At 68.7% G+C, this 24,633-nt stretch carries 20 protein-coding genes; 6 read left to right on the forward strand and 14 right to left on the reverse strand.

Going from position 1 to position 24,633, the window contains the following annotated elements; translation table 11 throughout:
- The first annotated feature begins 204 nt into the window (after positions 1-204).
- The gene (locus tag ACN5KJ_RS00330) at positions 205-2,007 is read left to right on the forward strand and encodes an autotransporter assembly complex protein TamA (RefSeq protein ID WP_418591476.1); all 1,803 of its coding nucleotides are present in this window, start codon (positions 205-207) and stop codon (positions 2,005-2,007) included.
- On the forward strand, positions 2,007-6,767 hold the full coding sequence (locus ACN5KJ_RS00335; RefSeq protein ID WP_418591478.1) for a translocation/assembly module TamB domain-containing protein: 4,761 nt from the start codon (positions 2,007-2,009) through the stop codon (positions 6,765-6,767). Before ACN5KJ_RS00330 ends, ACN5KJ_RS00335 begins: the two co-directional genes overlap by 1 nt.
- A gap of 145 nt (positions 6,768-6,912) precedes the next feature.
- Here the strand turns inward: ACN5KJ_RS00335 and ACN5KJ_RS00340 are convergent, their stop codons facing one another.
- The 4 genes from ACN5KJ_RS00340 to ACN5KJ_RS00355 form a co-directional block, all read right to left on the reverse strand.
- On the reverse strand, positions 6,913-7,407 hold the full coding sequence (locus ACN5KJ_RS00340; RefSeq protein WP_418591480.1) for a hypothetical protein: 495 nt from the start codon (positions 7,405-7,407) through the stop codon (positions 6,913-6,915).
- Positions 7,404-8,501, reverse strand: coding sequence for a cupin domain-containing protein (locus tag ACN5KJ_RS00345; protein WP_418591482.1), 1,098 nt, complete (start codon positions 8,499-8,501; stop codon positions 7,404-7,406). Before ACN5KJ_RS00345 ends, ACN5KJ_RS00340 begins: the two co-directional genes overlap by 4 nt.
- Before the next feature lie 79 nt (positions 8,502-8,580).
- Entirely contained in the window at positions 8,581-9,276 is a 696-nt protein-coding gene (locus tag ACN5KJ_RS00350; RefSeq protein ID WP_418591484.1) for a fumarylacetoacetate hydrolase family protein, read from the reverse strand.
- A gap of 55 nt (positions 9,277-9,331) precedes the next feature.
- Complete coding sequence (locus ACN5KJ_RS00355; RefSeq protein WP_418591486.1) at positions 9,332-10,537, reverse strand: 3-hydroxybenzoate 6-monooxygenase; 1,206 nt, start codon at positions 10,535-10,537, stop codon at positions 9,332-9,334.
- Between the two features lie 78 nt (positions 10,538-10,615).
- On the opposite strand from ACN5KJ_RS00355, the gene ACN5KJ_RS00360 reads away from it, so the two are divergent.
- Together ACN5KJ_RS00360 and ACN5KJ_RS00365 are read left to right on the forward strand one after the other, a co-directional pair.
- Complete coding sequence (locus ACN5KJ_RS00360) at positions 10,616-11,074, forward strand: MarR family transcriptional regulator (RefSeq protein WP_347167083.1); 459 nt, start codon at positions 10,616-10,618, stop codon at positions 11,072-11,074.
- Positions 11,075-11,140: 66 nt separating this feature from the next.
- Positions 11,141-11,902 (forward strand): hypothetical protein, encoded by a 762-nt coding sequence (locus tag ACN5KJ_RS00365; RefSeq protein ID WP_347167084.1) that lies wholly within the window; start codon positions 11,141-11,143, stop codon positions 11,900-11,902.
- A gap of 109 nt (positions 11,903-12,011) precedes the next feature.
- Here ACN5KJ_RS00365 and ACN5KJ_RS00370 read toward each other — a convergent pair whose 3' ends face one another.
- The 7 genes from ACN5KJ_RS00370 to ACN5KJ_RS00400 form a co-directional block, all read right to left on the reverse strand.
- On the reverse strand, positions 12,012-12,437 hold the full coding sequence (locus tag ACN5KJ_RS00370) for a universal stress protein (RefSeq protein ID WP_347167085.1): 426 nt from the start codon (positions 12,435-12,437) through the stop codon (positions 12,012-12,014).
- 12 nt (positions 12,438-12,449) lie between these two features.
- Positions 12,450-15,080, reverse strand: a complete 2,631-nt coding sequence (locus ACN5KJ_RS00375; RefSeq protein ID WP_418591488.1) for a TRAP transporter permease — start codon at positions 15,078-15,080, stop codon at positions 12,450-12,452.
- A gap of 428 nt (positions 15,081-15,508) precedes the next feature.
- A complete protein-coding gene (locus tag ACN5KJ_RS00380; protein WP_347167086.1) occupies positions 15,509-16,471 on the reverse strand; it encodes a TAXI family TRAP transporter solute-binding subunit in 963 nt (320 codons plus the stop codon).
- Positions 16,472-16,838: 367 nt separating this feature from the next.
- Positions 16,839-18,119: a flavin-dependent oxidoreductase gene (locus ACN5KJ_RS00385; protein ID WP_418591490.1), complete on the reverse strand. Its 1,281-nt coding sequence runs from the start codon at positions 18,117-18,119 to the stop codon at positions 16,839-16,841.
- Positions 18,120-18,207: 88 nt separating this feature from the next.
- Positions 18,208-19,083 carry an amidohydrolase family protein gene (locus ACN5KJ_RS00390; RefSeq protein ID WP_418592215.1) on the reverse strand — a complete coding sequence of 292 codons (876 nt, stop codon included), beginning with the start codon at positions 19,081-19,083 and terminating at the stop codon, positions 18,208-18,210.
- Positions 19,084-19,102: 19 nt separating this feature from the next.
- Positions 19,103-19,591: a MarR family winged helix-turn-helix transcriptional regulator gene (locus ACN5KJ_RS00395; protein WP_347167088.1), complete on the reverse strand. Its 489-nt coding sequence runs from the start codon at positions 19,589-19,591 to the stop codon at positions 19,103-19,105.
- Positions 19,584-20,369, reverse strand: a complete 786-nt coding sequence (locus ACN5KJ_RS00400; RefSeq protein WP_418591492.1) for a crotonase/enoyl-CoA hydratase family protein — start codon at positions 20,367-20,369, stop codon at positions 19,584-19,586. The genes ACN5KJ_RS00395 and ACN5KJ_RS00400 overlap by 8 nt, the downstream gene beginning before the upstream one ends.
- 120 nt (positions 20,370-20,489) lie before the next feature.
- On the opposite strand from ACN5KJ_RS00400, the gene ACN5KJ_RS00405 reads away from it, so the two are divergent.
- Positions 20,490-20,633: a hypothetical protein gene (locus tag ACN5KJ_RS00405; RefSeq protein ID WP_418591494.1), complete on the forward strand. Its 144-nt coding sequence runs from the start codon at positions 20,490-20,492 to the stop codon at positions 20,631-20,633.
- A 183-nt stretch (positions 20,634-20,816) separates the two neighbouring features.
- Here ACN5KJ_RS00405 and ACN5KJ_RS00410 read toward each other — a convergent pair whose 3' ends face one another.
- The 3 genes from ACN5KJ_RS00410 to ACN5KJ_RS00420 all read right to left on the reverse strand — a co-directional run bounded on the left by ACN5KJ_RS00410 (position 20,817) and on the right by ACN5KJ_RS00420 (position 23,636).
- On the reverse strand, positions 20,817-21,575 hold the full coding sequence (locus ACN5KJ_RS00410; protein ID WP_418591496.1) for an SDR family NAD(P)-dependent oxidoreductase: 759 nt from the start codon (positions 21,573-21,575) through the stop codon (positions 20,817-20,819).
- A 244-nt stretch (positions 21,576-21,819) separates the two neighbouring features.
- Entirely contained in the window at positions 21,820-22,665 is an 846-nt protein-coding gene (locus tag ACN5KJ_RS00415) for a metallophosphoesterase family protein (protein ID WP_418591498.1), read from the reverse strand.
- Entirely contained in the window at positions 22,662-23,636 is a 975-nt protein-coding gene (locus ACN5KJ_RS00420) for a diacylglycerol/lipid kinase family protein (protein ID WP_418591500.1), read from the reverse strand. Before ACN5KJ_RS00420 ends, ACN5KJ_RS00415 begins: the two co-directional genes overlap by 4 nt.
- A 380-nt stretch (positions 23,637-24,016) precedes the next feature.
- On the opposite strand from ACN5KJ_RS00420, the gene ACN5KJ_RS00425 reads away from it, so the two are divergent.
- Positions 24,017-24,469 (forward strand): DUF2267 domain-containing protein, encoded by a 453-nt coding sequence (locus tag ACN5KJ_RS00425; protein ID WP_418591502.1) that lies wholly within the window; start codon positions 24,017-24,019, stop codon positions 24,467-24,469.
- Positions 24,470-24,633: the final 164 nt, after the last annotated feature.

A 24,633-nucleotide genomic window follows, 5' to 3' on the forward strand; every position in this document is an offset into this window, starting at 1 on the left:
GGGAAACATCCTTCCGACAGGGGCGGCAGGGCAGAAAGGCCGTTCCCCGCGTCCGCCTGCAAGGTCTTGACGAAACCGTGACTCGGGCACCCGGATCTGCGCGCAAAAGCGCCGGAAATCCCCTTTTGCCCTTTGCCGTGGCGTGACATGCTCTAGGGTGAACGCGACTGGGGAAAAACAATCCGAACAACGGACGGGACATGCATGTGGGGTAAACGCGCGGCTGCGGCGCTTGTGGTCATGGGGCTTGGCGGCCAGGGGCAGGCGCTGGACAATCTGGAATTCCGCCTCGTCGGGCAAAAGAACGACGACCTTGTCGGGGCGCTGCGCGGTGCCTCTCTGCTGGTGGACCTGAAGTCCCGCGATATCGACGATACCCCCGACATCCTCTCTGCGGCGCAGGGCGATTATGCCCGCCTTGTCGAAACGCTCTATGCGCTGGGCTATTATTCCGCCGTCGTGAATATCCGCGTCGACGGGCGCGAGGCGGCCGAGATTTCGCCGCTTTCCGTCCCGGCGCGCATTTCGAACGTGACGGTGACGGTCGAGCCGCGCTCTGCCTTCACCTTCGGGCGCGCCGATATCGCGCCGCTGGCGCATGGCCGCGACCGGCCCGAGGGCTTCAGAACCGGCCAGCCCGCACTGGCGACCGTGGTGCGCGACGCGGCCAGCGGCGCCATCGACGGCTGGCGCGAGGAGGGCCACGCCAAGGCCGATCTGGCCGGGCAGGACATCGCCGCGCGCCACCGCGAGTCGCAACTGGACGTGACGCTTCGGGTCGATCCCGGCCAGAAACTGAGTTTCGGCGACGTGATCGTGACCTCTGACAGCGCGGTGAAGGCGCCGCGCATCCGTCAGATCGCGGGAATCCCGCGCGGCGAGACCTTTTCGCCGGACGACGTCGAGAAGGCGGCAGAGCGCCTGCGCGCCACCGGCACCTTCCGCTCGGTGCAGGTGACGGAATCCGAGACCGTGAATCCCGATGCCTCGATGGATATCTTCATCGAGGTGGTCGACCAGAAGCCGCGCCGCTTCGGCGCCGGGCTGGAACTGTCGTCGAACGAAGGGCTGGCGGTCTCTGCCTTCTGGCTGCACCGCAACTTCCTTGGCGGGGCCGAGCGGTTCCGCGTCGACGGGCAGGCGCGCCAGCTTGGCAATGTCGGCGGGCAGAAACCCGACTACCAGATCACCGCCCGGCTGGAACGGCCCGCGGTCTATGGTCCCGACACGCTGGCCTACCTTTTCACCGACCTCGAGTACGAGGAAGAGCCCGACTACATCTCGCGCAAGTTCGAGATCGGCATCGGCGCCTCGCGCGAGTTCTCGGACCAGGTGACCGGGGATCTCGGCATCACCTACATGCGCTCGCGGGTGACCGACCTCTACCTGCCGGGCGAACCGACGCGGGTGCTGAACGTGCTCAGCGTCCCGGCCTCGCTGACCGTGGACCGCCGCGACGACCCCCTGAACGCGACCGAGGGCTTTTACCTCAAGGTCGAGGCAGAGCCCTTCTACATGCTCAACGACGACCAGCCCGGCGCGCGGGTGTCGCTGGACACGCGCGGCTACCGCGCCTTCGGCGAGGCGCAGGCCGTGGTGCTGGCGGGGCGGTTGCAACTGGGCTCGCTGGTCGGACCGGACGCCGCCGATGCCCCGCCGAACGACCTGTATTACTCCGGCGGCGGCGGCACCGTGCGCGGCCATCCCTACCAGTCGCTTGACGTCGACTATGGCGGCAACAGCCTTGGCGGGCGCAGCTTCGTCGCGCTCTCGACAGAGCTGCGCGTCGACGTGACCGACAAGATCGGCGTCGTGGGGTTCTTCGACACCGGCTACGTCGGCCCCGAAAGCTTCTACGACGGCAGCGGCGACTGGCATTCCGGTGCCGGGCTGGGGCTGCGTTACGACACCCCCGTGGGTCCGATCCGCTTCGACGTGGCCGGGCCGGTGCAGGGCGATACCGGCGACGGGGTTCAGATCTATATCGGGATCGGGCAGGCCTTCTGATGACTTACCTCACGCGCGTTTTCACGCTTTTCATGGCCCTGTGCCTGCCCGCCACGCTGCCGGCGCAGGAGGCTGAAACGGACCGCGGCTTCATCCAGGGGCTGCTGGAGGACGCGCTGTCCGGCGAGGGCCGCAGCGTCCGCATCGTGGGCTTCGCGGGTGCGCTGAGTTCGCGTGCCACCATCGAGGAAATCACCGTCAGCGACCCGGACGGCATCTGGCTGACCATCTCCGACGTGGCGATGACCTGGAACCGCTCGGCGCTGCTGCGCGGGGCCATCGACATCGAGGAACTCACTGCCGCGCAGATCGACCTGCCGCGCCTGCCGCTTCCGGCGGAAGGCGCGGTTCCGACGCCCGAGGCCTCGGCGCCCTTTTCCCTGCCGGACCTGCCGGTCTCGCTGGTGCTGGAAGAGCTGTCGCTGGCGCGGGTGAACCTGGGCGAGGGGCTGTTCGGCGAAGCCGCGTCGCTGACCGTCGAGGGCACGGCGCAATTGGCGGATGGCGAGGGGCAGGCGGACCTGCAGGTCCAGCGGCTGGACAAGGGCGGCGAGATCGCCTTTCGCGGCGCTTACAGCAATACCTCGCGGGTGCTGGGGCTGACCCTTTCGGTGCAGGAACCCGAAGAGGGCATCGTCGTCAACCTGCTGAACCTGCCGGGGCGGCCCTCGCTGGCGCTGACGCTTGAGGGCAACAGCCCGATCGACAATTTCGATGCACAGTTGCAGCTGGCCACCGACGGGCAGGAACGCCTTGCGGGCAACGTGATCCTGCGCGCCGATGCCGAGACCGAGGCGCGCCGCTTCCGTGTCGACATCGGCGGCGACATCGCGCCGGTCGTGGCCCCGGCCTACCGCGACTTCCTCGGCGACGAGGTGCGGCTGGTGGCTGAGGTCGCGCAGGACGCCGACGGGCGCGTCGCGCTGAACGAGCTGGAGCTGAGCGCGCAGGCCCTGACCCTGACCGGAGAGGCGGCCATCGGGGCCGACGGCTGGCCCGAAACGCTGGACCTTCAGGGCCGCATCGTGCCGCCCTCGGGCGACGAGGTGCTGCTGCCGGTTTCCGGCGCCGACACCTACGTGCAGTCCGCCACCCTGTCGGGCACCTTCGACGCCAGCGCGGGCAACGGCTGGCGGCTGGAGGCGCGTGTCGCGGGCCTGCGCCAGCCGGCGATGCAGATCGACACCCTGTCGCTGACCGGCGGCGGCGAGATCTCGCGCCAGACCAACCGCGTCGACGGGTCGCTTGCCCTGAACGCCTCGGGGCTGGATCTGACGGATGCGGCGCTGGCGCAGGCGGTCGGCAACAGCCTGCGCGGCGCGCTGCGGTTCGACTGGCAGCCGGGATCGCCGCTGATCCTGGACGAGATCGAGCTTGCGGGCGGCGACTACGGCGTGACCGGCGCCGTCACCGTTTCGGCGCTGGACACGCTCAATCCCATAGTGTCGCCCGACATCACCCTGCGCACCGAAGACCTGTCGCGCTTTGCCGCGCTGGCGGGGCTGGCGCTGTCGGGCGGGGCTGAACTGGGCATCGACGGCGGGCTCGAGCCGCGCTCGGGTGCCTTCGACATCGATGTGCGCGGCACCACGCGCGACCTGGCGCTTGGCATCCCGCAGGCGGATACGCTGCTGGCGGGTGTCGGGTCCGTTGCGCTTCAGGCGCGGCGCAACGAAGAGGGCCTCGTGGTCGATCCGCTGCGGATCGCCACCCAGGCGGCAGAGATCAACGGCACCGCGCGCCTCGCCTCGGGCGCCAGCACGGCGCGGCTGGACGCGGTCATCAACGAAACCGGCGACGTGCTGCCCGGTCTCTCGGGGGCGTCGACGCTGGTTGCGACGCTGGGCCAGACCGGCGACAGTTTCGATATCGACGCCGACGTGACGATCCCCGGCGCGGCGCGCGTCAACTACGTGGGCAATATTCAGACCAACCTGCCGCTGGGCATGCAGATCGCCGGGCGGGCCGAGGCCATGGTCACGCGGCTGGGCGCCTTTTCCGAGCTGGTGGGGCGCGACCTTGGCGGGTCCGCCGAACTGGTGATCGAGGGCACGGGCAACCCGCAGGCCCTGACCTTCGACCTGACCGCCAATGGCACCACGCGGGACGTAGAGGTGCAGATCCCGGCGGTGGATTCCCTGCTGGCGGGGCAGAATGGCATCCGCTTCATGGGCAGCCGCACGGACACCGGCCGGATGGAGATCACCCGGCTGGAGATCGACGGCGCCACCGATGCCTCCTTCGCGGGGATCGTGACGGGCGACAGCCTTGAAACGCTGGACGTGGATGGACGCCTGACCGCCTCCGTTCCGGACCTCGGGCGCTTTTCCGGCGTGACCGGGCGGTCGATGTCGGGGGCGGCCTCGGTGGACCTGACGGTGGAGGGGCCGGTGATGCAGGGGCCGCTGACGGTGACGGGCAATGCCACGGCGCAGGACGCGGTGCTGGGGCTCGAGGCCATCGACCCGGTGCTGCAGGGGGCAAGCCGGATCGACCTCGATGCCGCCCGGGCCGAAGACGGCACGATCACAATCACCCGGCTGCAGACGCAGGGCGCGGCCAATGCCAGCTTTACCGGCACCGTTGCGGGCTTCGATCCGCAGGCGCCGGAGGATCTGGACAGCCTTGCCGTGGACGGGCGCCTGACGGCGGATGTGCCGCAGCTTTCGCGGTTCTCGCGGTTGGCCGGACGCGATCTGGCGGGTTCTGCCTCGGCGGATGTGACGGCGCAGGGGCAGGTGCTGGAGGGGCCGCTTTCGGTCGAGGCCATCGCCACGGCGCGCGGCGTCGCCATCGGCATGGGTCAGGTGGATTCGCTTCTGGGTGGCGAGACGCGCCTTGACCTAAAGGGCAGCCGCGACGCGACGGGTGTCTATGCGGTGGAGCGGTTGCAGACCTCGGGGGCGGTCAATGCCACTTACAACGGCACCCTGCAGGTGGCCGAGGGCGACGCCAGGCTGGATGGTTCTCTTGTCGGCGACATTCCCAACCTCGCGGCCCTGTCGGGGCTTGCGGGACGGCGGCTTGGCGGGTCGGTGCGCTTCGACGCCGAGGTGCAGGGGCAGGCGCTGAGCGGGCCGCTGTCGCTGCGGGCCGATGTGACGGCGCAGAACCTCGTGACCGCGGTCGAGACCGCTGACCGCCTGCTGCGCGGCACAACCAGCCTGAACCTGCAGGCCGCGCGGGACGCCAACGGCCTGCTCAGGATCGAGCGCGGCGTGCTGGATGCCAGCGGCATCGACGCCACCGTGTCCGGGCAATACGCCTCTTCGAATGCCAATGTGACGCTGGATGTCTCGGTGCCGAATGTCGGGCTGATCGTGCCGGATCTTCAGGGCGCGGGCACGGTGCGCGGCACCGTCAGCCATTCCGGCGGCCCTTGGCAGGTGAACCTGACCGGGACCGGTCCGGGCAGCATCGGCGCCACCGCGCGCGGGTCGATCGCGCAGGACTTCGGCTCTGCCAACCTGTCGCTGAACGGCTCGGCGCCGCTGGCGCTGGCGAACGAGCGGATCGCGCCGCAGGTTCTTACCGGCGTGCTGAACTTCGACATCGGCGTGAACGGGCCGCTGGCGCTGTCCTCGGTGTCCGGCAGCGTCAGCACCGATGGCGCGCGGCTTGCCGTGCCCTCGGTCTCGCTGGTGATCGACGGGCTCACCGGCGCGGTGCGGCTGTCCGGGGGCAGCGCGCAGGTGGAGCTTGGCGGCAGGCTCTCGTCCGGCGGCCAGCTGCGGGTCAGCGGCCCGGTGACGCTTTCGCCGCCCTTCAACGCCAACCTGACGATACAGCTGATCGAGGCGGTGCTGCGGCAGGCCGACCTGCTGGAGACCACGGCCAACGGCACGGTGACGATGAACGGCGCGCTGACCGGCGGCGCCCAGATCGGCGGCGTGATCAACCTTGGCGAGGTCGAGGTGCGGATCCCCAACCTTGGCGCCTCCTATTCGGCGCTGGACGGGCTGCGCCATATCGACCCGCCCGCAGATGTGCAGCGCACGCTGGCCTTCGCCGGGCTGAACGGTTCGGGCCGCGAAAGCGCGGGAGGGGGCGGCGGCAGCGCCGTGGCCTATCCGATCAACCTGAGGGTCAATGCGCCGAACCAGATCTTCGTGCGCGGGCGTGGTCTGGATGCCGAGCTTGGCGGCTCCCTGCTGCTGACCGGCACGACGGCGAACCTTGTCCCGCAGGGGCAGTTCGACCTGATCCGCGGGCGGCTGGATCTTCTGGGGCGGCGTCTGGACCTGACCGACGGATCGGTCAGCCTGCGCGGCAGCTTCGACCCCTATGTCCGCTTCGGCGCCTCGACGCAGGTCGAGGACACGATGATCACCATCCGGATCGAGGGCTTCGCGTCAGAACCGGACCTGCGGGTGACCTCGGACCCGGAACTGCCCGAGGACGAGGCGCTGTCCTTCTTCCTGTTCGGACGTTCGGTGACCAACCTCTCGCCGCTTCAGGCGGTGCAGCTGGCGGCGGCGGTGCGGACGCTGTCGGGGCAGGGCGGGCTTGGCCTGACCGAGAACCTGCGCAGCGGACTGGGGGTCGACAACCTCGACATCGGCACCGATGCGGACGGCAATGCGCAGGCGACGGTGGGCAAGTATATCTCGGACAATATCTACACCGACGTGACGGTGGGGAGCGACGGCACCTCGCAGATCAACCTGAACCTTCAGGTGAACCCCAATGTGACGGTGCGGGGGCGCGTCGGGTCGGATGGCGACACCGGGGTGGGCGTGTTCTTCGAAAGGGATTACTGAGGCGCGCCCTGTCGGGCGGGGCGCTGCGGGGCGGCCTCGGATTTCGGTATTTGGACCAAGAAGAAGCCCAGGGTTGCGATCGGGATTGCAGCGTGCCGCGCTTTGCGGGCGGGGACGAGGGCGGTTTGATCGCCGAGGGGCTGGTTCAGCCCTCCCTGTAGAGTGCGGGCATGTCCCGCGCGCGTCCGCCGAGGCTCAGCGAGGCGCGCCACAAGAGCCGTGCGTGGCGGTCGGGCAGGGTCTGTGTTGCCGTTCCGTCCGGGAGGAGGTCGGACCAGGCCGGGCCGGGCAAGTCGCGCATGTCCACGTCCAGATGCCGCGCGGTATGGGCGAAGAGGGCGCGCAGGGCGCGCGGCGGCAGGGTTGCGCCAAGCGCCTGTTCCGCATCGCGCTGTGCCGCGCTCTCCCACATCGGCTGGCCCGCGAGAAGGCGCGTGCAGGCCCGGGCGTGGTAGCCGAGCGTCGCGATGGTCTCTGCGATCTGACCGGACAGCGCGCTGTCGGGCAGGGCGTCGATCAGGCGCGCCACGGCGGCATTGCCGCGCCGCATCCTGAGCAGGGCGTCGGCAGGGGCTTCGGGGGCGTCATAGCGCGCGCCTGCGCCCTGCCGGGCGCGCAGCGCCGCGCGCGGGTCGGTCATCCGCCGACCTGGCTGCGCATGAACTGCAGCCGCTCCATGATCGGGGCGTCGGAGAAGCGGAAGAGGTCGAATTGCGTCTCGGCCTCCAGCGACCACTGGCACCAGGAGGGGGCGACGAAGATGTCGCCCTTGTCCACCGCGTGGCGGGTGCCGTCCAGCACCACCGCGCCGCGCCCCTCGAAGACCTGGAAGACCGTCGAGCCGACCTCGCGCCGCGCCTCGGTCTGGGTGCCCTCGCGCAGGCGGTGGAATTCGCAGCGGATCGTCGGCATGACGTCGCCCCCGGTGGTCGGGTTGACGTAGCGCACCGCCGCATGGCCCGGTGCGACGGTGGCCGGGTGGCCCTCGTCCTCCAGGAGCAGCTGTTCGGTCAGGGCGCGGTCCGTGTGCTCCCAGCGGAAGGCGGCCAGCGGCGAGGACACGGTATCCTGCAGCTGTGACAGGGGCCTGAGGCCGGGGTTGGCCCAAAGCCGCTCCCCGCGCGAGAAGTTGGGCGTGGCGTAGTCGGTGACCTTGTCGGCGCCGAACTCGAAGAAACCCACGTCCATCTGCTGGCTGAAGGGGATGTCCAGCCCGTCGATCCAGGCCATGGGCGCTTCGCGGTCGTTGTGGTGGCCGTGGAAGTTCCAGCCCGGCGTCAGCAGCAGGTCGCCGCGCGACATGCGCACCGGGTCGCCGTTGACCACGGTCCAGACGCCTTCGCCTTCGACCACGAAGCGGAAGGCATTCTGGGAATGGCGGTGTTCCGGGGCGGTCTCGCGCGGGCCGAGGTACTGCACGGCAGCCCAGAGCGTCGGCGAGACATAGGCCTTGCCACCCAGCCCGGGGTTCGCCAGCCCGATGGCCCGCCGCTCGCCGCCGCGCCCGACCGGCACCAGTCGCCCCGAAGCCTCTGCCAGCGGCAGCAGCACCGACCACTTCCAGACATGCGGAACGGCCCGGGGCTTGGGATGCATGGGCATCAGGTCGCCGGTCTGAGTCCAGAGCGGGTTCATGTGGTTCTCGGCAAACCCCCTGTAAAGCGCCCGCAACTCGGCGCTGTCCTCGGGCATCATGCCATGCGCCACCGTGTCGTGATCCAGATCCTCGCCCATGTGACCCTCCTCCCGGTCGGTGTTTCTTCTGTCCGAAAATATCCCGGGGGAGTCCCGCAGGGACGGGGGCAGAGCCCCCTTATCCCCGCGCCCCGATGGTCACCGTCAGGCCCGGCAGCCCGTCGATGGACACAGTGCAGACGTCGCCGGGCACCAGCGCGCCGACACCGGCGGGGGTGCCGGTCATGATCAGGTCGCCGGGCCGGATCTCGACCGAGCGCGACAGGAAGGCCACCACCTCGGGCACCGACCAGATCATCTCCTTCAGGTCGCCGTCCTGCTTGCGAGAGCCGTTGACCGACAGGCGGATCGGACCTTCCGACAGGTGCCCGACCTCTGCGACCGGATGCACCGGCCCGATCACCGCCGAGCGGTCAAAGCCCTTGGCGAAGTCCCACGGACGGCCCATCTGCTTGGCCTCGGCCTGCAGGTCGCGCCGGGTCAGGTCGTTGCCCGCGGCATAGCCCCAGACGTGGTCCAGTGCCTTCGCCTCCGGGATATCGCGCCCAGCCCTGCCGATCACCACCACAAGCTCCGCCTCGTAATGCAGGTCCTCGGTCAGCGGCGGATAGGCCAGCGTTGCCCCGTGATCCACCACCGCGTCGGCGGGCTTGGTGAAGAAGAAGGGCGGCTCGCGGTCCGGGTCCTTGCCCATCTCGCGCGCATGGGCGGCGTAGTTGCGTCCCACGCAGAAGATCCGGCGCACCGGCAGGCGATCCTCGCTGCCCGCCACCGCCACAGAGGCCACCGGGGCCGGTTCAAAAACGAAACTCATCGCGCATCCTTCCCTGCGGGGCACCCGGCCCCTGCTTCTTCTTGGTAAAAATACCTCAATGCCCCGGCCTGCAACAGGTCTGACCCTCCAACCCGTCAGAGCCGTAAAGCCACTGCAGCTGCCGGTACCAGTCCTGCGGGGACATGCCCTGCATCACGTGGTTGCGCACGGCGGCCTGCGCGTCGGCGGGGTGATAGATATACTCTCCGATCAGGCGCGAGTTCATCTGCACCCGCGCCGTGCGCAGGGTCCGCATCGCCTGGTAGCGCGCCAGCGCGGTATCCCGGTCCGCCGCGCCGTCGAGGCAATGGGCCAGCGCCACCGCGTCCTCCATGGCCATGCAGGCGCCCTGTGCGAAGTATTGCAGCATCGGGTGCGCCGCATCGCCCAGTAGCACCACGCGCCCGTCGACCCATGTGGACACCGGGTCGCGGTCGCAAAGCACCCAGAGCTTCCAGTTGTCGCCATGCTCGATGATCTGCCGCGCCCTGGGGTGGATATGCTCGAAGCCCTGCGCGACCTCTTCGCGCGGCACCGGGCGGCCCGAGATCGCCTCCTGCAGGTCGCGGTGATAGGTCACCACCAGGTTGTAGACCTTGCCGCCCTTCAGCGGGTAGTGGACGATGTGGCACTTGGGCCCGGCCCAGAGCGTCGCCGCGTTCCAGCGCAGGTCCTCGGGCATCTGCCCGGTCGGGATCACCGAGCGGTAGGTGGTATGGCCCGAGATGCGCGGCTCTCCGTCGCCCAGCATCTGCGCGCGGATCGGCGAGCGCAGGCCCTCGGCCGCCACCAGCAGCGCCCCCTTCAGCGGATCGCGGCCCGCCAGATGCAGTGTCACCGCCGCGCCGTCCTGCGCATAGCCCGCGACCCGGTGTTCGGTGCGCAGCTCCACGAGGTCCGAGCGTCGGCATTCCTCCAGCAGAACGCCATGCAGGTCGGCGCGATGCACCACCGCGTAGGGGTTGCCGTAGAAGTCGCGGAAGGGCTGGTCGAGCGGGATCCGGGTGATTTCCTCGGCGGTCCGGGCGTCCATCAGGCGCAGGGCGTCGATATAGACCGCCTTTTCTCGCGCCGCGTCCCCCACGCCCAGCCTGTCGAAGCAGTGAAAGGCGTTAGGACCGATCTGGATGCCCGCGCCGATCTCGCCAAAGGCCTGCGCCTGTTCGACGACCACGCTGCGCAGCCCTTTGCGGGCGAGGGCGCAGGCCGTGGCCAGCCCGCCGATGCCGCCCCCGGCGATCAGGATGGGAAGCTCCGTCAACGCGCGCTCCTCCTTCGCGGGCTGATGATATGTATACTTATTAATTGCACGGGGTGCCGGGCCATGTCAAGAAGGGCCATGGGTGGCGACACAGACATCGGCATGATGGCGGGGCATGTGATCCGCCGGTTGCACCAGCACTCGGTGCAGGTCTTCGCGGCCCATGCCCGCGCGGCGGGGGTGGACCTGACCCCGGTGCAATTCGCCGCGCTGGACGCGGTGCGGGCCGCGCCCGGCCTCGATCAGGCAAGCATCGCGGCGGCCATCGCCTATGACCGCGCCACCATCGGCGGCGTCATCGACCGGCTACAGGCCAAGGGGCTGTTGTCGCGGAGGGTCAGCGCAACCGACCGCCGCGCCCGCGTGATCCAGCTGACGCCGGAAGGAGAGGCGCTGTTGCAGCGCTTCCGTCCGGTGGTCGAGGGCGCGCAAGACGAGATCCTCGGCGCGCTGGACGGGGAGGAGCGGCAGGCCTTTCTGGCGCTGGCGCGGCGGGCGCTGGGGCAGGGGGGTGACGATGCGTCAGGCGCAGGGTAGCCTGTGCTCCGGGCAGCCACGAGGGGCCGGGAGAAGCCCTGGTCCCGACAGTCGAAAGAGGACCCCATGATCACTGTGGCCATCGCACTCACGTTCGTCGGCGGGACGCTTCTGCTGGCCTGGGTGGTCTACTTCGCCATGCGCCGCATTGCCGGAGACCGGACAACGGACGAGACCCAGACGCTGGCCGGTTCGGTGATCATTCGGGTCGCCTCGCTGCATGGGCTGATCCTCGCGCTGGTCTTTGCGCAGGAGCTGGTGGATTACCATGACCTTCAGGACAACCTCGTGCAGGAGGCCACGGCCATTGCCGATATCTACAATGACATTTGGCGCTACGACCCGCGGGTGGCCGACGCCGTGCAGGCCGACCTGAGGCGCTACACCCATACAGTGATCGAGGACGAGTGGCAGGCGCTGGCCCGCGACCAACGGCTGAGCGGCGAGGGCTGGGCGCTGCGCGAGTCCATTTACCTCGCCGTGCTGGATCTGGAGCCCGCGACCGCGCGGCAGCAATCCCTGCGCAGCCACATGGTGACGCAGGTCCAGCAGATCGCCACCCTGCGGCAGGCGCGCGAGAACACCGCGCTGCACGCGGTCAGCCCGCTTTTCTGGGTGGCGGCGGTGGCGGGGGTCGTGCTGGTGACAGTGCCCTATTTCACCTATGCGCCAAGTGGACTGCATCTCATGCTTCTGAGCGTCTACGGCACATTCAGCGGGCTGGTGATGTTCACGATCTTCGCCTTCGCGGACCCCTTCCGGTCCCCGGGTGCGCTGGAACCCGCCCCCTTCGAGCGGCTTCTGGAAACGGAGATCGGCGGGGGCTGACCGTTGGCCGCGGGGGGGGCGCTCCGGCCAGCGCGACAGCGCGGTCGCCCACCGCAAAAGCAAAGGGCGGACCGAAGCCCGCCCCTTTTTTGACAGCCGCAGCCCGTCGTTACCGAACAACCAGCACCGACTGGGTGGCGTGGCGCACCACCCGCGCGGCGTTGGGTCCGACGAGGTAGTCGCGCAGCTCGGGGCTGTGGGCGCCGACGACGATGGCATCGGCCTTCAGCGCATTGGCCATGCGGATGATCTGGTCGTAGATCGTGCCGTGGGTCACATGGACCTGCGGGGCCAGCCCCGCGGGCAGGGCGGTCGCGGCCCATGCGGAGAGGCCCGCCTTGGTCTCTGCCTCCATCGTCTTGACGTGATCCGGTCCGAAGGCCGAGCCCACCACCGCCATGCCCATCTTGGGCAGGACCGTCAGAACATGCAGTTCTGCCCCCTCCGTGGCGGCCAGCTTGCCGCCGTACTCTGCCACCTTGGCCGCGCCTTCCAGGTCGTTGTAGTCGACGGCGAGCAGGATTCTCCTGAACATGCGCTTTCCTCCTCAGAACGCGGGTTGCGTGGCGCGGCGGCGCTGGATCATCACGACGCCCGCCAGAAGCAGCAGCGCCGGGATGAAGAACAGCTCTTTCGGCAGGCGCTCTGCCTCGACCTCGACCAGCGTGATCTCGACCGGGTCGTCGCCGTAGTAGTCGTATTCCAGCCCCAGCGTGTCGAAGAGCGGCGTGCCCGGGAAGGGTTCCTCCAGCAAGAGGCGTCCGTCTTCTTCGAGCACCGTCAGGCCCTGCGCCTCCAGCGCGGCCATGCCGTCGCCCGGCACCGCCGGAACCGTGACCGTCGTGGGCCTTGGCTCGCCGTCGTCGAAGTCCGGGCCGGTGACGTTCAGGCGGATCGGCTCTCCCTCCGGCGCGGTGCCCATCAGTTCGATGGCGGCGGGGCCGCTGGCGGTGTCGTAGGGCTCGCTCACCTGGTCCAGCCAGAAGCCGGGCCGGAACAGCGTGAAGGCGATCAGCAGCAGGACGACCGTTTCGTACCATTTCGACTTGGCGATGAAGTAGCCCTGCGTCGCGGCGGCGAAGAGCAACATGGCTATCAGCGCGATGATGAAGACGAAGACCGCCTTGAACAGCCCCACGTCGATCAGCAGCAGGTCGGTGTTGAAGATGAACAGGAAGGGCAGCAGCGCCGTGCGGATGTCATAGGCGAAGCCCTGGATGCCGGTCTTGATCGGGTCGCCCCGGCTGATCGCCGCCGCCGCATAGGCCGCAAGGCCCACCGGTGGCGTGTCGTCCGCCAGGATCCCGAAGTAGAAGACGAACATATGCACGGCGATCAGCGGCACGATCAGCCCCGCCTGCGCGCCGACCGAGATGATCACCGGCGCCATCAGCGAGGAGACGACGATGTAGTTCGCCGTGGTCGGCAGGCCCATCCCGAGGATCAGCGACAGGACCGCGACGAGGAACAGCAGGACCATCAGGTTGCCGCCCGAGATGACCTCGATCACGGTGCCGATGACCTGGTGTGCGCCGGTCAGCGAGATGGTGCCCACGATGATGCCTGCGGCACCCGTCGCGACGCCGATGCCGATCATGTTCCGCGCGCCGAGGATCAGCCCCTGCACGAAGTCCTTCCAGCCCGCCAGGGTCTCTGCCGCGGCGCCTTCGCCCCGGAAGAAGGCCTTGATGGGCCGGTGGGTCAGCGCAATGATGATCATGAAGACCGTGGCCCAGAAGGCCGAGAGCGCGGGCGACAGCCGGTCGAGGTTCTCGGTCCGCACCATCAGGTTCCAGACCAGGATGAAGATCGGGATCGAGAAATACAGCCCGCCGACCAGCGTCGGGGTCAGGCGCGGGGCCACCGGGGCGCCGTCCTCTCCGGTCTGGGTTTCGATCTCGGGATAGCGCGACGAGACCCAGAGCAGGTAGAGATAGAGCGCCGCGACCAGCGCCACGGCGGCATAGATCGAATCCCCCATGATCGGGTCGAGGATGGCCCGCAGGCCGACCATCAGGAAGGCGAGGATGCCCAGCACGATGAAGCCGGTCAGGAACAGGATGGCGATCATGATCACGCCGATCTTGCGGCCCGGTTTCTCAAGGCCCTTCAGGCCCATCTTCAGGCTTTCGAGGTGCACGATGTAGAGCAGCGCGATGTAGCTGATCACCGCCGGCAGGAAGGCGTGCTTGACCACGTCGATGTAGGGGATGTTGACGTATTCCACCATCAGGAAGGCCGCGGCCCCCATGACCGGCGGCGTCAGCTGGCCGTTGGTCGAAGAGGCCACCTCGACCGCGCCGGCCTTTTCCGCCGGAAAGCCGATGCGCTTCATCAGCGGAATGGTGAAGGTGCCGGTGGTCACGGTATTGGCGATGGACGAGCCGGAGATCATGCCGGTCATCATCGACGAGAGCACGGATGCCTTGGCCGGGCCGCCCCGCAGCGAGCCCAGCAGCGCGATGGCGACCTGGATGAACCAGTTGCCGCCGCCCGCGCGGTCCAGAAGCGCGCCGAACAGCACGAAGAGGAAGATCATCGCCGTCGAGACACCCAGCGCCACGCCGAAGACGCCCTCGGTCTGCATCCAGTAGTGCCCCAGCGCCTTCGACAGCGAGGCGCCGCCGTAGTTGGTGATATTGCGCGCCCATTCCGAATAGCCGCCGAAGAAGGCGAAGGCGATGAAGGCACAGGCGATGATCACCAGCGGCAGGCCCAGAGAGCGGTAGACCGCGATCATCAGGACAACCATGCCGATGGCCGACATGGTGATGTCGGAGGTGCTCCAGAGGCCGGGGCGGCTGGCGATCTCGAAGCGGAAGACCACGAGGTACAGGCAGGCCGCGACGCCAAGGAACATCAGTACCCAGTCATACAGCGGGATGCGGTCCTTGGGGGCCGAGGCGGTCAGCGGAAAGGCCATGGTGGCCAGCGCGATGGCAAAGGCAAGGTGGATGTAGCGCGCCTGCGCCACGAGGTTGGCGAAGAAGCTGGTCCCGAAGGTGGTCGACAGCATCGAGGGGATCGACGAGGCGATATAGAGCTGGAACAGCGACCAGGCGATGCAGGTGCCGATGATCAGTTGTGCTTGCCACCTGGCGGCCGGGTTGCGCGCGCCGGTATCGGCTTCGGCGACCATGTCGTCGGCTGTTCTGTCGGTCGAAGGCGTATCCACCATCTCCGTCGTCCCCCTGTTATGTCGTTCTCTGCTGCAAGGCTGCGTCGTAAGGGGAAGGGGGGCAAGGGAAAAGTGAATTCGACACCGGGATAGAGGGGGCCGGGACTTGAAATCGGGGTGTCGAATGACCAACGCGGGGGCCGGGATGACCCGCCGAAGAGGCGGCGGGGCGGCGTCGCGGCGGTTTCGGCCTCGGGCGGGGCCCTGCCTGCGCCGTTGCATTTCGCGCCATCCTTGCGCCTTGCCGGTGCGGCGGGCCGCTTCTGCGCCGCCGATGCCCTCTGGTTCGATCCGTGGGGCGGGGGTGTCCCGCCGCACCGTCGGCCTGCTGCGGCGTATCGCCCAGAGACAGCAGGGCGTCTGAAAGCAAAGAAAAACGGCGGCAGGTTGCCCTGCCGCCGTCTGTCACGCTCTCGGGTGAGAGGCGCTTATTCCATCAGGCCCAGTTCCTTGTAGGCCTTTTCCGCACCGGGGTGCAGCGGGGCCGACAGGCCGTCCTTGACCATTTCCTCGGGCTTGAGCTCGGCGAAGGCCGGGTGCAGCTGCTGGAAGTCCGAGATGTTTTCCATCACGGCCTTGGCCACGACGTAGACGGTGTCCTCGGGAACCGAGGCAGAGGTCACGAAGGTCGCGCCGACACCGAAGGTCGTGGTGTCCTCGTCGTTGCCCTCGTACATGCCGCCGGGGATGGTGGCGACGCGGTAGTAGGGGTTGTCCGCGACCAGCGCGTCGATGGGCTCGCCGACGACGTCGATCAGCTTCACGTCACAGGTGGTGGTGGCTTCCTGGATGGCGGCGGCCGGGTGACCCACGGTGTAGATCATCGCGTCGATGTTGCCGTCGCACAGCTGCTGCGCCATTTCCGAACCCTTGTACTCGGTCGCGAGCGCAAGGTCGTCCATGCCGATGCCGAAGGCTTCCATGACGACTTCCATCGTGGCGCGCTGGCCGGAACCGGGGTTGCCCACGTTCACGCGCTTGCCGGCAAGATCCTCGAACTTCTCGACGCCTGCATCGGCACGGGCCAGCAGGGTGAAGGGCTCGGGGTGGACCGAGAAGACGGCGCGCAGGTCGGGGAAGGCCGCATCGCCTTCGAACTGCGAGGAGCCGTTGTAGGCGTGGTACTGCCAGTCGGACTGCGCGACGCCGAATTCCAGCTCGCCCGCCTTGATGGTGTTGATGTTGTAGACCGAACCGCCGGTCGACTCGACGGCGCAGCGGATGCCGTGCTCTTTGCGGTCCTTGTTCACCAGGCGGCAGATCGCGCCGCCGGTCGGGTAGTAGACGCCCGTGACGCCGCCGGTGCCGATCGAGATGAACTCTTGCGCCTGTGCGGCGCCGCCGAAGGCGAGGCCCGCAACCGCGGCAAAGCCGAGTACCGTATGTTTCATGGTGGTGCTCCCTGGTTATACGCTTGCTCCGCGACCCCTCGGGGTCGCCCGGGACCCTCGGCCCCACGAACGTCCACAGTAGAAGCCAAGGATCGCCTCGCTTGCAACCCGAAAAGGGCAAACGGCCGCGAGGCAGGTCCCTGTCCGGAGGGCGCGCGCCCCTGCGCCCCGCCTGTCCCACGGGTGCGCTTATCGATCTGACAAGTCAGGCAAAGCCTGCCCGGAGGGGGCGGGCGGTCCTGTCCGGGGCAGGGCGATTCGCCTGCCCCCGAGGCGATCCCTGCCCGGCGTGGGCCAGGTTCAGGGCGCAGGCCGCTTCCCGGCGGACCCGGCAGGGAGGGGCGGGCCGGGGTGGCGGGCCGGGGGCTCAGGCCCTGACCTGCGCGCCCTCGGCAATCGTCCGGGGCGCCGCGTTCAATGCGTCGATGGCAAAGCCCGCGGCGCGCTTGTAATCGGCCATGAAGGCCGCGCGCTCGTCTGCCGGGATCACCGTGTCGATGTCCTCGAAGGTGCCGCCGCAGCGCTCGTGCACCATGTTCAGCAAGCCGAAGGGACCGGCGCCCCGATTGCGCAGCACCAGTTGCGAGACCGGGCCGCAGAGGCCTGCGTCGAAGGCGGCCAGCGCGTCGGGCGAAACCCCGTGTTCCAGCAGGCAGACCCCCAGCGTGCGGGCGTCGATCACCGCCTGGCTCGCGCCGTTGGACCCGGTGGGATACATCGCATGGGCCGCGTCGCCCATCAGCGCCACCGGCCCGTCGACCCATGTGGGCACCGGATCGCGGTCAATCATCGGGTTCTCATAGGCCACCTCGGCGCCGCGCAGAAGCGCGGGCACGTCCAGCCAGTCATAGCGGAAGCCGTCGAAGTGATGCGCGAAGCTGTCGACCGAGACCGGGCGGAACCAGCCGGTTTCCTGCCATGCCTCGTTGTCGTCCAGCGTGCGCTCCGCGATCCAGTTGACCAGCGCCTCGCCGTTCTGGTCGGGGGCCGAGATCGGGTAGATCACCATTCGGTGCCGATGCGTGCCAAGTCCGACGAAGCTGGACCCGGTGCGGATCGGTTTCGCCCGCGTCACGCCGCGCCACATGAGCGCGCCGCCCCAGTGGATCGGCGGCTGGTCGGGGTGCATCTGGGCGCGCAGGGCGGAATGAATGCCCTCGCCCGAGATCAGCAGCGCGGCGCGATCCTGAAACGGCCCGTCGGCGTGCTCGAAGAAGGCGGTGACGGTGCCGTCCGCCTCCTTGCGGTAGCCGGTGACCCGCGAACCGGTCTTCACTGCCTCGGGGCCCGCGCGCTCCAGCAGGGTGCGGTAGAGCAGCATGTGGAAGGCGCCCCGGTGCACCGCGTATTGCGGCCACATATACCCCGCCTGCAGCCCGCGCGGCTCGGCATAGATGTCGCGCCCGTTCAGCCCCACCAGCGCCCATTCACGCGCGGGCAGCCCGACGCCGTCCAGCGCCTCCGGCCCCAGCCCCATGTCGGACAATTCGCGCACGGCATTGGGTTGCAGGTTGATGCCGACGCCCAGCGGTTTCAACTCGCGCACCGCCTCGTAGAGGGTGAAGGGCACGCCGATCTCGTGCAGGGTCAGCGCCACCGCCAGCCCGCCGATGCCGCCGCCGGCGATGATCACCCGGTTCCCGGTCATGGTTCGTCACTCCGTCCGTGTTCGTGGGCGTTGGTTTCCGGCCCGCACCTGCGCCGCCATGGACGTCAATGCCATGGCGCGTTGCCTCTTACATTCCCAGGAGACGCCGCGCGTTTTCCTTCAGGATCAGCGGGCGCACCTCGTCGCGGATCTCCAGCCCTTCGAAGTCCGACAGCCAGCGGTCCGGCGTGATCGCGGGCCAGTCCGAGCCGAAGAGCATCTTCTTCTTCAGGATCGTATTGGCGTATTGCACGAAGATCGGCGGGAAGTACTTCGGCGACCACCCGGACATGTCGATGTAGACGTTGGGCTTGTGCTGCGCGACCATCAGCCCCTCTTCCGTCCACGGGAACGACGGGTGCGCAAGGATGATCGGCGTGTCGGGGAAATCCACCGCCACATCGTCGACATGCACCGGGTTGGAATACTTCAGCCGCATCCCCATGCCGCCTCGCATGCCCGATCCGACGCCGGTCTGCCCGGTGTGGAAGAGCATGATTGCGCCTTCCTCGGCAATCGCCTCGTACATCGGGTAGGCCCAGCGTTCGTTGGGGTAGAAGCCCTGCATCGTGGGGTGGAACTTGAAGCCCTTGACGCCGAACTCGCGCACCAGCCGCCGCGCCTCGCGGGCACCCGCCTTGCCCTTGGCCGGATCGATCGAGGCGAAGGGCACGAGGATATCGTCGTTCTCGGCGGCGATCTCGGCCACCTCTTCGTTCGAATAGCGGCGGAAGCCGGTCTCGCGCTCGGCATCGACGGGGAAGATCACCGCGCCGATCTTGCGCTCGCGGAAGTATTCGGCGGTCTGCTGGACCGAGGGCAGCATCCCCGAGGCCCCCGCCGGGTTGCGGAAATACCTGGCCATGGCCGCCTGGAAGTCGTCATAGCCGTCGTCGCGCGGCCCGCAGCAGGGTTCTTCGGCGTGGGTGTGGATGTCGAAGGCGACAAGCTCGTCGAAATTCAGGGGCATGGGGTGTCCTTTCTCAGGGCTCTGCGTCGAGCCGCAGGTAGCGTTGCAGCAGGCCGCGCAGGGTGGCGGCATCCTCGGGCGTCATGCCGGAGCCGCTGCGCGCCTCATGCGCCAGCAGCGGGCCGCGCACCGCCCGCACGCGCCCGGCGCCCGCCTCGGTCAGCCACAGTTCGACCGACCGGCGGTCGCTGTCGGGCACGGTGCGGCGCACCAGCCCGGCCTCTTCGAAGGCCTGCACCATCTTCGTCATATGCGCGCGCTTGATCATCAGCGCCCGCGCCAGCAGGCCCTGCCGGATGCCCGGGTTCTCGGCGATCAGCAAGAGCACGGTCATCTCTCCGGGGCGCAGGCCAAGGGCCTCGAACCCGTCGTAGAAATCCTGAAAGGCCTGCAATTGCGCGATCCGCAGCAGGAACCCAAGGCTGTCGGACAGCGGACCAAGGCGCACCCCGTCCTCCGTCCGCATGTCGGGCGTGTCGGAAGAGACAGGCGTGTCAGGCATCGGGGGCCTTCACCTTCTCGGCCCGCTTTTCAAGGAAATCGCGCAGGCGCTCCTGCGCCTCGGGGGTCATGGTCGCCAGCGAGGCCACCATGCTTTCGGCAAAGAGCCCGTCCTCGGAGGACATGTCGGCGATCCGGGGCAGGGCGTTGATCACGGCGTAATTGGTGAACTCGGCATTCTGCGCCATGCGGGCGGCGATCTCGATGCCCCGCTCCAGCGCCTTGCCCGGCTCGACCACGTAAGAGACACCGCCCCAGCGCTCCATCTCGGTGGCTGACACGGACCGGCCCGTCAGCATCATGTCTCCCATGCGCGCCGGCCCGATCAGGCGGGCGATGCGGACCGAGCCGCCCCCGCCCACGAAGATGCCGCGCTGGCCCTCGGGCAGGGCGAAGAAGGCGCCGTCCTCGGCGACGCGGATATGGGTCGAGGCGGCCAGTTCAAAGCCGCCGCCCACCGCCGCGCCACTGATGGCGCTGACGAAGGGGATGCGCCCGCGTTCGATGCTGTCGAAGGCGGAATGCCAGCGCCGCGACCCCAGCACCGCCTCGAAAAGCGGCTTCTGCGAATGCTCCGACAGGTCGAGCCCGGCGCAGAAGTGCTTGCCGTGGCCGTGGATCACCCCGGCCCTGGCCTCGCGCGTGGCGCGGGCGACGGCCTCTGCGATGGCCTCGACAAAGCGGTCAGAGATGGCGTTGCGCTTGTCGGGGCGGTTCAGGCCCAGAATGGCAACCTCGCCACGCAGCTCGTAGCGGACCAGATCCGAGGCGTCGGACATGGCGTTCTCCTCCCTGAAACACCCCGGACGGGCGTCATTTAGTTTCCTGGTAGACAATATGCGCGATTCGGGACCAAGGTAAAGCGCCCTGACCGGGGCCGCGCGGGGGAGGGCGCCGGCATGGATATGGACTTCATCGCAGAGCTTTTGACCGTGACGCCGGGCTGGCAGGCACAGGCCGAGGCCGCCCGCCTGTGGTGTGCCATGGCCCCGGCGCAACTGGCCCGGGCCGAGGCGCAGGTCGCCGGGGCCCTGCAGGGCTGACCAAAAGCCCCGACACCGCGCCGCCCGGCCCGGCCACCATGGCCCGAAGGCGGACGGCCCCCGGATATCGCCCGGACCGCCTTCCATCTTCTCTGGTCTTCCAAATACCTCTGCGCGCGGGGGCCTGGGGCGCGGTGCCCGCGGGGCGCGCGCCGGTCGCAAGGCGCCCCGGGGGGCAAGGCCTCAGATGGCGCCGCCCTCGACCATGAAATTCCCCGCCGTGCACATCGCCGCATCGTCCGAGGCGAGAAACAGCACCATGCGTGCAAGGTAGACCGGTTCCAGCGGCACCGGCAGGCACTGCCGGGCCAGGTTTGTCTCCATCGCCTCGGGCGTCACCCACAGCTCTTTCTGGCGCTCGGTCATGACCCAGCCGGGCACCACCGTGTTCACCCGGATGCCATGCGGGCCCAGATCGCGCGCCATGCCCCGGGTCAGCCCGTGCACCGCCGCCTTGGCGGTGGTGTAGGCGGGCATATTGCCCATGGCCTGCCACCAGGAACTCGACCCCATGTTGATGATCGAGCCCTTGCCCTTTTCGATCATCCCCGGCGCCACCGCCTGTATCGCGAAGAAGGCGTGGCGCAGGTTCGTCGCCTGCCGCTCGTCCCAATATTCGGGCGTGACCTCGCGCCAGTCGTGGCGGTCGTCGCGCGCCGCGTTGTTGACGAGGACATCCGCGGCGCCCAGCCGCTCGGTGAGCCGGGAAAAGGCGCTTCGAAGCGCCTTCACGTCCCGCAGGTCGCAGGGTTCGAAATCCACCGCGCCCGCTGAGTCCGCCACCAGCGCCCGGGCCGCGTCCTCGTCGAAATCGACAAAGCCGGTGCGGGCGCCCTGCGCGGCGAAGGCCCTGACGATCTCGGCGCCGATGCCCGAGGCGCCGCCGGTGATGAGCACCGTCCGCCCTTCCAGGCTGGGATACTGTGCGAATTGCATGGTCATCGGTGATCCTCCGTCCCGGCCCCCTTGGCCTCTTTGGCCCCCGCGGCACTGAACGCCGGGCGCGCGGGCTTGTCAAACCCGGGCAGCCTGCGCGGGAAACCGGGCCTTTCCCGCGCCATCCCACGCTCGGGCCCACGCCCGGGCGGTCGGGACGCGCCTTGCTGGCCGGGGCCCGCCGGTGCAGGCTTCCCGCCGAATTCGTGACGCGTGGGGCGCCAGCGCAAGGCACCCGAGGCGAGGCGCGTCAGGCCTCGCGCCGTTTCGGGGGATCGGCGGGCGCGGCATCGGCGGCGGTGTCCACGGCGGACCAGCCCTGTGGCCCATGCCGCCAATGCGCCCGGTCCAGTTCGGTGAAGCGGTCCGGGGCCTCGGGGCGCGTGCCCATGGTCACCACCTTCAGCCGCTTGCCGTCGAAGTCGAGCAGGTTGAAGGTGTTGCGCTGATCGTGGCGCAGCCGGGTCGACAGGCCGGTGCCGGCCTCGACGAACAGCAGGTCCGGCGCGGCGCGGAAGGGCCGGGCCGAGGCGCGGTGCAGGTGCCCCGAGAGGACAAGGTTGGCGCCATAGTCGGACAGGACCTCCAGCGCCTGTGTCGCCCCGCGCATCAGCCGCTTGTCGGTCTCTGGCCCGTGCTCCAGCGGGTGGTGCAGCACCGCGATCCGCAAGGCTTGCGGCGCATCCGCCAGCCGCGCCGACAGCCGCGCCAGTCTTGTCCGCCCGACCTTGCCGCGCTGCCACGAAAAGCGGTTCACCGTGTTCACGCCGGCCACGATCATCTGGTCGTCGTGGAACTCGGGCTCCAGATCGCGGCAGATGTGCTTGCGGTAGCGGTAGAAGGGCCAGAGAAAACGCACGAAGACATTGTCGAGCGGGATGTCGTGGTTGCCGGGCACCGAAAGCACCGGCCCGGGCAGCTGGTCGATCAGGGCACGGGCCTTGCGGAACTGGCTGTGCCGGGCGCGCTGGGTCAGGTCGCCCGAGATCACCGTCAGGTCGGGCGCCAGCGCAGAGACCGCCGCGACCAGCGGGGCGGTCAGCGACTGGTCGACACGGCCGAAGTGCAGGTCGGAAAGGTGAACAAGGCGGGTCACGCGTCCTCCGTGTCGGGTTCGGGAATGAGGATGTTCAGCATCCGGTCGGACATGCGGAAATCGAAGGGCGGCCTGGCCAGGGATTTCTCGCCGTCATAGGCCACCAGCGCCCGGGACTTGCGCATGTCCACGGTCAGGCTGCGCGCGGCGATGAAATCGTAGTCGCGCCCCTCGACGGCGGTCCGGGTGACCATGCGCAGGGCGGTGCGGAACAGGTCGGCGCGGGTGTCGCCCCGGCCCACCAGCACCGCAAAGCTGTCGTCGCTGATGGCCTCGGCGCCGCTCAGGCCGAAGCGCTCCAGCTGGAAGGCCGAGCGCGAGACGAACAGCAGCGGCGTGCGCCGGGCCTGCAGGCTGCCGTCCGCCTCGAGGGCCAGATGCATGGGGCGCTGGAAACGCAGAAAGGTCTTGGCCACGGACCAATGTGCCATGATGCGGTGGCGGCCATAACGCGCGTAGACCGACTCGCGCTGCTTCAGGATCGCCGGGTAGATGCCGAGGCTGGCGTTGTTCAGGAAGACCTTGCCGTTCACCATGCCGACCCGGATGCGGTGCCGGCGCGCGCGCATCAGGGCAGCGGCGGCTTCTCCGGCCTCTTCCGGCAGGCCAAGGCCGCGTGCGAAATAGTTGAAGGTGCCAAGGGGCAGGGCGGCGAAGGTGGTGCCGGTGTCGAGCGCGGCCTGTGCCACGGCCATGGCGGTGCCGTCGCCCCCGGCAGAGACGACGGTCTGCGCTCCCTCGCGGATCGCCGTCTCGACCAGCCTGCGCATCGAGCCGTCGGGATCCTTGCCGGGGGTCCAGCTGTAGCGCCGGGCACGCTCTGCCCCGAAGGCCTTCATCGCGCGCCCGATCGCGGCATTGTCGCGGGCATTGGTGCCGGACTTGCGGTTGGCGATGACCGCGATACGGCCAAGGTCGGGCGACGACGCGGGGGCCGCCGGGGCGGCGGCAAGGTCTGGGCTTTGCAGCATCTCTGTGTCCCTCTTCGCAGCGACAACGCCGCGCCCGCGGGGATGGTTGCAGTCAGTCACCCCGGTTTCATGTGATTGTCGGGGCAGCTCCGCAAGGCGGGCGCGCAGGCGCGGCCCGTGCCATTGCCCCCAGGGCCTGCAAGCCCCGCTGTGCGGGTGCTCCGGCAAGCCGACAGGCCCGGGCCGCCGCCTCTGTCTGGGTCGGTCAACCGGAACGGAGCGTGCAGTGGGGACGGGGGGGCGATAGCCGACACCTGCGCCGGGCGGCCCGAAAGCCTGCAACGCGGACCTGCCTGCCGTTGCTTTCTTTTACAAACCTCGGGAAGTCAGGTAGGGATATCGGCGAATATTGTCGTCACGGGAAGCAGATAGCCATGCCAATGCCCTGGACATACCGGCACGCATCCAGAGAGTGGCGCGCTTTCCTTGACGACGTGAAAGACCGCATGTGCCTTGAGTCTGACAACATGGCTTACACGGCGGTCGATGCCGTCCTGCAGGTGTTCCGGCGTCGTTTGACCGCCCGGGAAGGCCTGGAATTCGCCAGCGTTCTGCCAAGTGTGCTGCGAGCAATTTTTGTTCATAGCTGGGATGTTACCGCGCCTCGCGCGACTTTTGACGACCGCGAGAAACTGGTTGCCGAGGTCAAAAAGATCCGTGTGAACCACAACCTGACGCCGGACAACGCGATTGAGGCGACGGCCTGGGCGGTTCGGCGCTGCACCAACGGCAGAGACTTCGAGCGCGTGCTGGCGGGACTTCCGGAAGAGGCGCGGGATTTCTGGCATGTCGATGTGGCTGATCCTGCCGAGCTGGAGCAAAGGATCGTCTAGCTGGGGGGCAGCAGCGCGCCCTTCGGGCGCGACGCCGACCTGTGTCGCAAACCGCCCGTATCAGGTCACGCGTGCAGGCGGCGAAGGCCTTGAAGACACCCGTCCGTTCTGCCTGCGCTTTCTGGCTGGGCGGGGCTGGGCTGGGCACCGACCGGCGCTTTGCG

This window comes from Ponticoccus sp. (in: a-proteobacteria) (assembly GCF_048381735.1).

Bases quoted from the DNA above. Each gene is read 5' to 3' on its own strand.
- ACN5KJ_RS00330 (WP_418591476.1), top strand. From the start codon at position 205: ATGTGGGGTAAACGCGCGGCTGCGGCGCTTGTGGTCATGGGGCTTGGC.
- ACN5KJ_RS00335 (WP_418591478.1), top strand. From the start codon at position 2,007: ATGACTTACCTCACGCGCGTTTTCACGCTTTTCATGGCCCTGTGCCTG.
- ACN5KJ_RS00340 (WP_418591480.1), bottom strand. From the start codon at position 7,407: ATGACCGACCCGCGCGCGGCGCTGCGCGCCCGGCAGGGCGCAGGCGCG.
- ACN5KJ_RS00345 (WP_418591482.1), bottom strand. From the start codon at position 8,501: ATGGGCGAGGATCTGGATCACGACACGGTGGCGCATGGCATGATGCCC.
- ACN5KJ_RS00350 (WP_418591484.1), bottom strand. From the start codon at position 9,276: ATGAGTTTCGTTTTTGAACCGGCCCCGGTGGCCTCTGTGGCGGTGGCG.
- ACN5KJ_RS00360 (WP_347167083.1), top strand. From the start codon at position 10,616: ATGGGTGGCGACACAGACATCGGCATGATGGCGGGGCATGTGATCCGC.
- ACN5KJ_RS00365 (WP_347167084.1), top strand. From the start codon at position 11,141: ATGATCACTGTGGCCATCGCACTCACGTTCGTCGGCGGGACGCTTCTG.
- ACN5KJ_RS00370 (WP_347167085.1), bottom strand. From the start codon at position 12,437: ATGTTCAGGAGAATCCTGCTCGCCGTCGACTACAACGACCTGGAAGGC.
- ACN5KJ_RS00375 (WP_418591488.1), bottom strand. From the start codon at position 15,080: ATGGTGGATACGCCTTCGACCGACAGAACAGCCGACGACATGGTCGCC.
- ACN5KJ_RS00380 (WP_347167086.1), bottom strand. From the start codon at position 16,471: ATGAAACATACGGTACTCGGCTTTGCCGCGGTTGCGGGCCTCGCCTTC.
- ACN5KJ_RS00385 (WP_418591490.1), bottom strand. From the start codon at position 18,119: ATGACCGGGAACCGGGTGATCATCGCCGGCGGCGGCATCGGCGGGCTG.
- ACN5KJ_RS00395 (WP_347167088.1), bottom strand. From the start codon at position 19,591: ATGCCTGACACGCCTGTCTCTTCCGACACGCCCGACATGCGGACGGAG.
- ACN5KJ_RS00400 (WP_418591492.1), bottom strand. From the start codon at position 20,369: ATGTCCGACGCCTCGGATCTGGTCCGCTACGAGCTGCGTGGCGAGGTT.
- ACN5KJ_RS00405 (WP_418591494.1), top strand. From the start codon at position 20,490: ATGGATATGGACTTCATCGCAGAGCTTTTGACCGTGACGCCGGGCTGG.
- ACN5KJ_RS00410 (WP_418591496.1), bottom strand. From the start codon at position 21,575: ATGACCATGCAATTCGCACAGTATCCCAGCCTGGAAGGGCGGACGGTG.
- ACN5KJ_RS00420 (WP_418591500.1), bottom strand. From the start codon at position 23,636: ATGCTGCAAAGCCCAGACCTTGCCGCCGCCCCGGCGGCCCCCGCGTCG.
- ACN5KJ_RS00425 (WP_418591502.1), top strand. From the start codon at position 24,017: ATGCCCTGGACATACCGGCACGCATCCAGAGAGTGGCGCGCTTTCCTT.